Origin of the sequence: Nitratireductor basaltis (assembly GCF_000733725.1) — a bacterium.
GTDB lineage: Bacteria > Pseudomonadota > Alphaproteobacteria > Rhizobiales > Rhizobiaceae > Chelativorans > Chelativorans basaltis.
Window position 1 is genome coordinate 324,444 of the sequence record NZ_JMQM01000002.1, and the last position, 9,321, is coordinate 333,764.

The following is a 9,321-nucleotide window of genomic DNA, read 5'->3' on the forward strand; positions in this document are numbered from 1 at the left end:
TAACTTGGCCGCGCTTGTTTGCATCGCAGCCCGCCTGACCCCAAAGAGACAAAATGAACCTGCGCAATATCGCGATCATCGCACACGTTGATCATGGAAAAACCACCCTTGTCGACGAGCTGATGAAGCAGTCGGGCTCTTTCCGCGAGAACCAGCGCGTGGCCGAACGCGCGATGGACTCCAACGATCTTGAGAAAGAGCGCGGCATCACCATCCTTGCGAAAGCCACCTCGGTGGAGTGGAAGGAAACCCGCATCAACATCGTCGATACCCCTGGCCACGCCGATTTCGGCGGCGAGGTGGAGCGCATCCTGTCCATGGTGGACGGTGCCGTGCTTCTGGTCGACGCTGCCGAAGGCCCGATGCCGCAGACGAAATTCGTGGTCGGCAAGGCGCTGAAGGTTGGCCTCAAGCCGATCGTTGCGATCAACAAGATCGACCGTCCGGATGCACGTCACGAGGAAGTCATCAACGAGGTCTTCGACCTCTTTGCCGCTCTCGATGCCACCGACGAACAGCTCGATTTCCCCATTCTCTACGGTTCGGGTCGCGACGGCTGGATGAACTACAGCCCGGAAGGTCCAAAGGATGAGGGTCTCGGACCGCTCTTCGATCTGGTCCTGAAGCATGTGCCCGAGCCGACCGTCGAGGAAGGTCCCTTCCGCATGATCGGCACGATCCTGGAAGCCAACAACTTCCTCGGCCGCATCATCACCGGCCGCATCGCAGCCGGTTCGGTCAAGCCGAACCAGGCAGTCAAGGTTCTTCATCACGACGGCACGCTTCTGGAAACGGGCCGCGTTTCCAAGATCCTCGCCTTCCGCGGGCTTGAGCGTCAGCCCATCGAGGAAGGCCGCGCGGGCGACATCGTTGCAATTGCCGGTCTTTCCAAGGGCACCGTGGCCGATACCTTCTGCGATCCTTCGATCAGCGAGCCGATGCAGGCGCAGCCGATCGATCCGCCGACCGTCACCATGAGCTTCATCGTCAACGACTCGCCGCTTGCCGGCACCGAAGGCGACAAGGTGACGAGCCGCGTTATCCGTGATCGCCTTCTGAAGGAAGCAGAAGGCAATGTGGCGCTGAAGATCGAGGAAGCACCGGACAAGGATTCGTTCTACGTTTCCGGTCGTGGCGAGCTTCAGCTTGCCGTTCTCATCGAGACCATGCGCCGCGAAGGCTTCGAACTCGCCGTTTCGCGTCCGCGCGTCGTCATGCACAAGGACGAGGCAGGCAACCTGCTCGAGCCGGTCGAAGAAGTCGTCATCGACGTCGACGAGGAGCATGCCGGTGTCGTCGTGCAGAAAATGTCGGAGCGCAAGGCCGAGATGGTCGAGCTCAAGCCGTCCGGCGGCGACCGTCAGCGTCTTGTCTTCCACGCACCGACCCGCGGTCTGATCGGCTACCAGTCCGAGCTTCTGACCGATACGCGCGGCACGGCGATCATGAACCGCCTGTTCCACGAATATCAGCCCTTCAAGGGCGAACTTCCGGGCCGCAACAATGGCGTCCTGATCTCCAACGACAATGGCGAGGCCGTGGCCTACGCGCTCTTCAACCTCGAAGATCGCGGCCCGATGGTCATCGATGCCGGCGTCAAGGTCTATCAGGGCATGATCATCGGCATTCACTCCCGCGACAACGATCTGGAAGTGAATGTGCTGAAGGGCAAAAAGCTCTCCAACGTTCGCGCCGCCGGCAAGGATGATGCCATCAAGCTTACCCCGCCGATCCGCATGACGCTGGAGCGCGCGCTTTCCTGGATCCAGGACGACGAACTGGTGGAAGTCACGCCCAAGAACATCCGCCTGCGCAAACTCTATCTCGACCCGCATGAGCGCAAGCGTTTCGAGAAAAGCAAAACCGCAGCAGCATGATTGATCCGGGGAAGGCAATGCCTTCCCCGTTTTGCTTCCAGTAACGTTATCCCCATCCACGGAGACCGGCCGCACCACTCAACAGGTCCGGACTCTCGCTCCGTTCGGCTGGAGAGACTCAGCTGCCGCCGCTGAGGTTTGCCCCAAGAACACCCCCCCTCCCACAAGGGGGGAAGATTGGCTAGGAGGGATGCCCCGCTTACCCAGAAGTGTATGGCGCCGACATCACCGCGAATAGTCTCCCCCCTTGAGGGGGAGATGTCCGGCAGGACAGAGGGGGGTGCGAAGGGGCGCGGCATGTTCGCATCACGAACAAGCACACATCAAATGGCCGTCATCCTCGGCTTTGTGCCGAGGATCTGCCGCATGCCAACGACCCTGTGCTGAGCAAGTTGAGCAGACAGCAGATCCTATGGACAAGCCATAGGATGACGATCATAGCCAAGCGCGAAGTTACTCAGTATCTGCGCCCGATGGCCCCAACTCCGCCAGCACCTCCTCCACACGCGGCATCAGCTCGGTGCGGATGCTGTCGGGGGTGAAGGGGCCGACATGTTTGTAGCGGATGGTCCCGTCAGGGCCGATTAGGAATGTTTCCGGCACGCCATAGACGCCCCATTCGATGGCGGCGCGGCCGGATCTGTCCACGCCGATTGCGTCATAAGGGTTGCCGAGTTCGCCGAGGAAGCGGCGGGCATTTTCGGGTTTGTCCTTGTAGTTCAGCCCCAACATGGCGATGCGGTCATCCTTGGCCAGTTCCATCAGGAGCGGATGTTCCGCCCGGCAGGGCGCGCACCAGGAGCCCCAGACATTCACGAGGCTCACCTTGTCCTTGAACGCCTGCGGATCGAAGCCGGGCATCTCCATGCCTTCCAGCGGTTCGAGCGTCACCTGCGGCACGGGTTTATCGATGAGCGCGGATGGCACGGTGGAGTTGTCACGGCCTGATAGCAGCTGCATCAGGAAGATGGCCGAAAGTGCGAGAAAGGCTGCAAGTGGCACAAGCATCAGCCAGCGACGCGGTCTGCGGATCTCCGCCTCACTCATGGTTGTTCACCCTTCCTGCGAGCGCGACGGTGAACACCGCGTGCTTCGAGTTCGGCGATCTCGCGTTTGCGAGCGCGCTGATCGGTGATGATCCAGACGACGAGCCCGCCGATGAGCAGGACCGCTGCGCCATAGGCAAGCGCTACATAGGCTGCGTGGCTCATTGCGCCTGCCCCTCGGCCCGACGCGCAGACATGCGGCGCATGGCAATCAAACGGCGACGCCAGATTTCCGCGCGCATGGCCATCAGGTGCAGCGTCAGGAACAGGAGCGTGAAGCCGACGGCGCAGATGAGGAGAGGCCAGAGCATGCTCGGATGGATCGTGGGGCCATCAAGCCTGATCACGGAGGCTGGTTGGTGCAGCGTGTTCCACCAGTCGACTGAAAACTTGATGATCGGGATATTGATGAAGCCCACGAGTGTCATGATGGCGGCAGCCCTGGCGGCCTTGGCCTGATCGTCCAGCGAGCGGGTCAGGGCGATGATGCCCAGATACATCAGGAACAGGACAAAAACGGATGTCAGGCGCGCGTCCCAGACCCACCACGTGCCCCACATGGGCTTGCCCCAGACCGAGCCGGTGACAAGCGCCAGGGCTGTGAAGGTGGCGCCGATCGGGGCCGCCGCCTTCAGGGACACATCGGCCAGCGGATGCTTCCAGACGAGCGTGCCAAGGGCAGATGCGGCCATTGCGGTGTAGCAGAACATGGCAAGCCATGCGGCGGGCACATGAATGTACATGATGCGCACCGTGATGCCCTGCTGGTAATCTTCAGGCGCGTTGAAGGCGAGCCACAGGCCAACGGCCAGAAGCAAGGCAGCTGCCGTGCCGAGCCACGGCACCAGCCGGTCGGTCAGCGCGATGAAGCGCGTGGGGTTGGCCAGTGCCATCCAGCGGGAAGGTTGTGCGGGCGCATTGTTCATGGCCGCCTAGATAAACCGCCTGAAACGCCTTCGCAATCGACCGCGATGTCGCGCGTGGTCTGAAGGTCTCACAATTGCGTCAGTCCGAATTGCCCTTCAGCGCCATGCTGGCCGCCAAGGGGCCGATGACGGCGAAGAAAAGCGTCAGCGCGGTGAGGATGAGGAAGGGAGGCAGAAACGGGTCGGGATCGGCGACGGCGCCTCGGCTTGCCGCAACGCCGAAGATGAGAACCGGAATGGTCAATGGCAGGATGAGCACCGAGACGAGGAGGCTCCCGCGCGGAAGCGCCACGGCCAGGGCCGCACCAACTGCACCGATAAAGGTGATGGCCGGGGTGCCCACCAGAAGCGTGAGCGTGGCGGCGACGATGCCAAGCGGCTCTATATTCATGAAGAGGCCAAGCAGCGGTGAGACGATCACCAGCGGCAACACGCTTGCAGTCCAGTGGCCGAGGCATTTCACGAAGATCGCCAGTGCCAGCATATGGCGATGATCATTGATGAGGATCAGATCCAGCGAGCCATCCTCCCGGTCAGCCTGGAACAGACGGTCAAGACCGAGCAGGCTTGCAAGCAATGCACCGATCCAGAGTATCGCCGGTCCGATGCGCGCAAGCAGGTTCAGGTCGGGGCCGACGCCAAAGGGAACCACGGCCACAACGGCGAGGAAAAAGAGAATCCCCGTCAGCGCACCCGAGCCTGTGCGAAGGCTTAAGCCGATTTCGCGGAGATAGAGCGCTAGCATGGGGCGCTCTCGTGGAGATGCGTGGTGCCTAGCTCACCCCCCTCTGCCTTGCCAGGCATCTCCCCCTCAAGGGGGGAGATCAGTCGGTGCCGAGACGCACCACCTCGTAAAAGTGTACGGGACACAAAAGCCAGCCAATCTCCCCCCTTGAGGGGGAGATGTCCGGCAGGACAGAGGGGGGTGGCCTTGGCGCTCACCATCAAGCTCCTCCCATCCGCAATTCCCGTACGCCATCAAGGCCAAGCGGCAGATGGGTCGCGGCGACAATCATCCCGCCATCTTCCAGATGAGCCTTCATGAGTTCGGAGAACTGGCGTTCGGAAGCACGGTCGAGGCCGGCGGTGGGTTCATCGAGAAGCCAGACCGGGCGGTAGCTGACCAGCATGCGGGCAATGGCCACGCGGCGGCGCTGGCCGGTTGAGAGATAGGCGAAGGGCAGATGGCCGATATCGCCAAGCCCCACCATTTCAAGCGCTTCCCAGGGTTCCAGGTGCTCATGACCGCAATAGCTTTGCCAGAACCGGAGATTCTCCTCCACGCTTGCCGCATCCTTGAGGCCGTTGCGGTGGCCCAGATAATGGCAGGCGGCTGCCAGGTCCGGCCATTCCTCACCTCCACCGCCGAGTCGAATCACGCCCTGCGCCTTGGGCAGAAGTCCTGCCAGCACACGCAGCAAGGTCGATTTTCCCGAACCGTTGGGGCCCGTGACCAGCAGGGCTTCACCCTCGGTCAAGGTGAAGGCAACCGCGCTGAAAACCCGTTCATCTCCGCGGTCTCCAGCCAATTCCTCCACTTCAAGCTTCAAGGCGGTCGATGCGGCGGACAAGGCGGATTCCATGATTTGAGAGTTTGAGGCGAAAATGCGCAATGGCAGTCTAGAACTCTTCTACGAAATTCTTTATATCCCGGGCAACCACGCCAGCGGTCGGCGTGTAACTCTTTGTGCCGATACCCGCGCGCGCGCCGCCTTGAACGGCCGGGACGCTTGGGGGCGGACAGCGGAAATGACCGTACCCGCACCTTTTGCGCGTGATGCCTTGAGGAGTCCGTTCCCGTTTCGGATGAACAGACTGTAAAGGATCGCTCGTGACCAAATCACTCGACAGTTTCAATTGCCGCCGCACCCTGAAGGTGGGTGACAAGGAATATGTTTATTTCGACCTCAAAGAGGCCGAAAAGAACGGCCTCGACGGCGTCTCCAAGCTACCCTTCTCAATGAAGGTGCTGCTTGAGAACCTGCTGCGCAACGAAGACGGCCGCACGGTCAAGAAGGCCGATATCGAAGCGGTGAAGAACTGGATCGAGGACCGCGGCACGGCCGGCCACGAGATCGCCTATCGCCCGGCACGTGTCCTGATGCAGGACTTCACCGGCGTCCCTGCCGTGGTCGATCTGGCCGCCATGCGCGATGCCATGGCCAATCTTGGCGGCGATCCGCAGAAGATCAACCCGCTGGTGCCTGTCGATCTGGTCATCGACCATTCGGTCATCGTCGATGAATTCGGCAATCCAAATGCTTTCGCGCGCAATGTTGAGCTTGAATACCAGCGCAATGGCGAGCGCTACCGCTTCCTGAAATGGGGACAGAAGGCGTTCAAGAATTTCCGCGTCGTGCCGCCCGGCACCGGCATCTGTCACCAGGTCAATCTCGAATATCTCGGCCAGACCGTCTGGACCAAGGAAGAGGATGGTGCAGAGGTCGCATTCCCCGATACCTGCGTGGGCACCGATTCCCACACGACCATGATCAACGGTCTTGGCGTTCTTGGCTGGGGTGTTGGTGGCATCGAGGCAGAGGCTGCCATGCTTGGCCAGCCGGTTTCCATGCTGCTGCCGGAAGTCATCGGCTTCAAGCTGACGGGCAAGATGAAAGAAGGCGTGACGGCAACCGACCTCGTGCTCACCGTCGTGCAGATGCTTCGCCAGAAGGGCGTGGTCGGCAAGTTCGTCGAGTTCTTCGGTGACGGTCTCGACCACATGACGCTCGCCGATGCTGCGACCATCGGCAACATGGCTCCCGAATACGGCGCGACCTGCGGCTTCTTCCCCGTGGATTCGGAGACGCTGAGCTATCTCAACATTTCCGGTCGCGACAAGGATCGCGTGGCGCTGGTCGAAGCCTATTCGAAGCAGCAGGGCATGTTCCGCGAGACGGGTTCGCCCGATCCGGTCTTCACCGACACGCTTGAGCTTGATCTCGGCGATGTCGTGCCGTCCATGGCAGGACCGAAGCGCCCCGAAGGCCGCATCCCGCTCGAGAAGATCGCCTCCGGCTTCGCCTCCTCGCTCGAGAAGGAATACAAGAAGGACCCGTCTACGCTGGAGAAGCGCTGGCAGGTTGAAGGCGAGGACTATGATCTGGGCCATGGCGACGTTGCCATCGCCGCAATCACCTCCTGCACCAACACCTCCAATCCGAGCGTTCTCATCGGTGCCGGCCTTCTGGCTCGCAACGCCAACCGCCTTGGCCTGAAGCAGAAGCCCTGGGTCAAGACCTCGCTGGCACCCGGCTCGCAGGTGGTTGCCGAATATCTGGAAAAGTCGGGCCTGCAGAAAGAGCTCGACCAGATCGGTTTCAACCTTGTCGGCTTTGGCTGCACGACCTGTATCGGCAATTCCGGTCCGCTGCCGGCACCTGTCTCCAAGACGATCAATGACAAGGACCTGATCGCTGCCGGCGTTCTGTCGGGCAACCGCAACTTCGAAGGCCGCATCTCGCCTGACGTTCAGGCCAACTATCTGGCGTCGCCGCCGCTGGTCGTTGCCTATGCACTTGCCGGTTCGGTCACGAAGGACCTCACCAAGGAGCCGATCGGTCAGGACAAGCAAGGCAATGACGTCTATCTGAAGGATATCTGGCCCTCCAATCAGGAGATCCAGGAATTCATCCAGAAGCACGTTACCCGTGAACTCTTCGAGCAGAAATATGCCGAGGTCTTCGAGGGTGACGAGAACTGGCAGGCCGTGCAGGTTCCCGAAGGCGAGACCTATGCTTGGGACGACAAGTCGACCTATGTGCAGAACCCGCCCTATTTCGCCGGCATGGGCAAGGATGTCGCCCAGGTTTCCGACATCAAGGGCGCACGCGTGCTCGGCCTCTTCGGCGACAAGATCACTACCGACCACATCTCTCCTGCCGGCTCCATCAAGGCGCAGTCGCCTGCGGGCAAGTATCTGATGGACAATGGCGTGGAAATCGTGGACTTCAACCAGTACGGCACGCGCCGCGGCAACCACGAAGTGATGATGCGCGGCACCTTCGCCAATATCCGCATCCGCAACTTCATGCTGGGCGAGAACGGCCAGCAGGGCGGCTATACGATCCACTATCCTTCCAAGGAAGAGATGTCGATCTATGATGCGGCCATGCGCTACAAGCAGGAAGGCGTGCCGCTCGTCGTCATCGCCGGTGGCGAATACGGCAATGGCTCCTCCCGTGACTGGGCGGCCAAGGGCACCAATCTGCTTGGTGTCCGTGCGGTCATCGCGGTCAGCTACGAACGCATCCACCGGTCCAACCTGGTCGGAATGGGCGTTATCCCGTTTGTCTTCGCCGAAGACGGTGTCGACTGGCAGACGCTAGGCCTGAAGGGTGACGAGCAGGTGACGATAGAAGGTCTGGAAGACCTGAAGCCGCGCGCAACGCTCAATGCCAAGATCGCCTATGCGGATGGTTCGGAGAAAACCGTGCCGATCCTGTGCCGCATCGATACGCTGGACGAGCTGGAGTATTTCCGCAATGGCGGCATCCTCCAGTACGTGCTGCGCGATCTGGCCGCGTAAGCCAGCTCACCAGGACAAGCCGATCCTGCGCCGCGCTCCCAACCGGGGAGCGCGGCGTTTTTCGTTGAAGACTTTCTCACCGCAAAGTGACTTCCAAAGGAGCAGCACAGACCGGTAGAACTGTTCCTCTCACTATCGGACCATCAGGAGACAAACGCGGCATGAGCTTTGGAAAAGGGACACTAACGTTTGGCTTCCTGACCGCACTCATGCCGTCCGTGCTGCTTCCAACCTCCTTAATTCACGCCCAGGAACGGCCTCTGGCCGTCATGGAGCTGTTCACCAGCCAAGGCTGCAGCTCCTGCCCCCCTGCTGATGCCTTGCTGAACGATCTGTCCGAAAACCCGGATTTTCTGACGCTGTCCTACCATGTGGATTACTGGGATTATCTGGGCTGGAAGGATGCGCTTGCCTCGCCGGAGAACAGCAGGCGGCAACGGGAATACAGCGCGGGATCGGACGGAACCGTCTACACGCCGCAGCTTATCCTCAACGGCAAGACGGCGCTTGTGGGTTCTGACAGCGCAGCCATCGCCAGAGCGCTCCATGAAGAGAGCAGGACACCCTTGCCGGTAGAAGTCGATCTCGCGGTGCACGACAATGTGCTGCAGCTTCACATAGGCGCTTCCGGGGCCGTTCCGGCTGGCCGCACGGAAATCCTGCTTCTTTCGGTGGAGCCTCAACGCGAGGTGAGCATAGAGGCGGGCGAGAATTCCGGCGCAACGATACTTTATCGCAACATCGTGCGTGATCACCGCATCATCGGCATGTGGAAAGGCGCTGAAATGCGGCTGGAGTTGCCGCTCGATGAAGTCGGCAATTCGGTTGCCCAGGAATGTGTTGTTTTGGTTCAACAGGTCGACGGTGACGGCCATCCCGGTCCGATCCTGGGAGCAGCCCGCACCCGTCTCTAGGCGCGGATCCGCGAATTCGTTCTGCATGGT

Annotated in this window: 8 protein-coding genes; 3 read left to right on the forward strand and 5 right to left on the reverse strand. The window is 60.9% G+C overall.

Translation table 11 applies throughout. The annotated features are described in order from the left end of the window. Positions 1-53: 53 nt before the first annotated feature. On the forward strand, positions 54-1,877 hold the full coding sequence (typA, locus tag EL18_RS13950; RefSeq protein ID WP_036485555.1) for a translational GTPase TypA: 1,824 nt from the start codon (positions 54-56) through the stop codon (positions 1,875-1,877). A gap of 453 nt (positions 1,878-2,330) precedes the next feature. Here typA and EL18_RS13955 read toward each other — a convergent pair whose 3' ends face one another. The 5 genes from EL18_RS13955 to ccmA form a co-directional block, all read right to left on the reverse strand. After that, positions 2,331-2,924 (reverse strand): DsbE family thiol:disulfide interchange protein, encoded by a 594-nt coding sequence (locus EL18_RS13955; RefSeq protein WP_036485557.1) that lies wholly within the window; start codon positions 2,922-2,924, stop codon positions 2,331-2,333. Next, positions 2,921-3,088, reverse strand: a complete 168-nt coding sequence (gene ccmD, locus EL18_RS13960; protein WP_036485559.1) for a heme exporter protein CcmD — start codon at positions 3,086-3,088, stop codon at positions 2,921-2,923. The genes EL18_RS13955 and ccmD overlap by 4 nt, the downstream gene beginning before the upstream one ends. Then, on the reverse strand, positions 3,085-3,849 hold the full coding sequence (locus EL18_RS13965; RefSeq protein ID WP_036485574.1) for a heme ABC transporter permease: 765 nt from the start codon (positions 3,847-3,849) through the stop codon (positions 3,085-3,087). Before EL18_RS13965 ends, ccmD begins: the two co-directional genes overlap by 4 nt. Positions 3,850-3,928: 79 nt before the next feature. Continuing rightward, positions 3,929-4,594 (reverse strand): heme exporter protein CcmB, encoded by a 666-nt coding sequence (gene ccmB, locus EL18_RS13970; protein WP_036485575.1) that lies wholly within the window; start codon positions 4,592-4,594, stop codon positions 3,929-3,931. Between the two features lie 199 nt (positions 4,595-4,793). Beyond that, the gene (gene ccmA / locus EL18_RS13980) at positions 4,794-5,399 is read right to left on the reverse strand and encodes a heme ABC exporter ATP-binding protein CcmA (RefSeq protein ID WP_036486407.1); all 606 of its coding nucleotides are present in this window, start codon (positions 5,397-5,399) and stop codon (positions 4,794-4,796) included. A gap of 281 nt (positions 5,400-5,680) precedes the next feature. On the opposite strand from ccmA, the gene acnA reads away from it, so the two are divergent. After that, a complete protein-coding gene (acnA, locus tag EL18_RS13985) occupies positions 5,681-8,377 on the forward strand; it encodes an aconitate hydratase AcnA (RefSeq protein WP_036485576.1) in 2,697 nt (898 codons plus the stop codon). Positions 8,378-8,538: 161 nt separating this feature from the next. Beyond that, positions 8,539-9,291, forward strand: a complete 753-nt coding sequence (locus EL18_RS13990) for a DUF1223 domain-containing protein (protein WP_081871247.1) — start codon at positions 8,539-8,541, stop codon at positions 9,289-9,291. Positions 9,292-9,321 lie beyond the last annotated feature (30 nt).

Coding starts and splice junctions, on each gene's coding strand:
- EL18_RS13955 (WP_036485557.1), bottom strand. CDS start 2,924: ATGAGTGAGGCGGAGATCCGCAGACCGCGTCGCTGGCTGATGCTTGTG.
- ccmD (WP_036485559.1), bottom strand. CDS start 3,088: ATGAGCCACGCAGCCTATGTAGCGCTTGCCTATGGCGCAGCGGTCCTG.
- ccmB (WP_036485575.1), bottom strand. CDS start 4,594: ATGCTAGCGCTCTATCTCCGCGAAATCGGCTTAAGCCTTCGCACAGGC.
- typA (WP_036485555.1), top strand. CDS start 54: ATGAACCTGCGCAATATCGCGATCATCGCACACGTTGATCATGGAAAA.
- EL18_RS13990 (WP_081871247.1), top strand. CDS start 8,539: ATGAGCTTTGGAAAAGGGACACTAACGTTTGGCTTCCTGACCGCACTC.
- EL18_RS13965 (WP_036485574.1), bottom strand. CDS start 3,849: ATGAACAATGCGCCCGCACAACCTTCCCGCTGGATGGCACTGGCCAAC.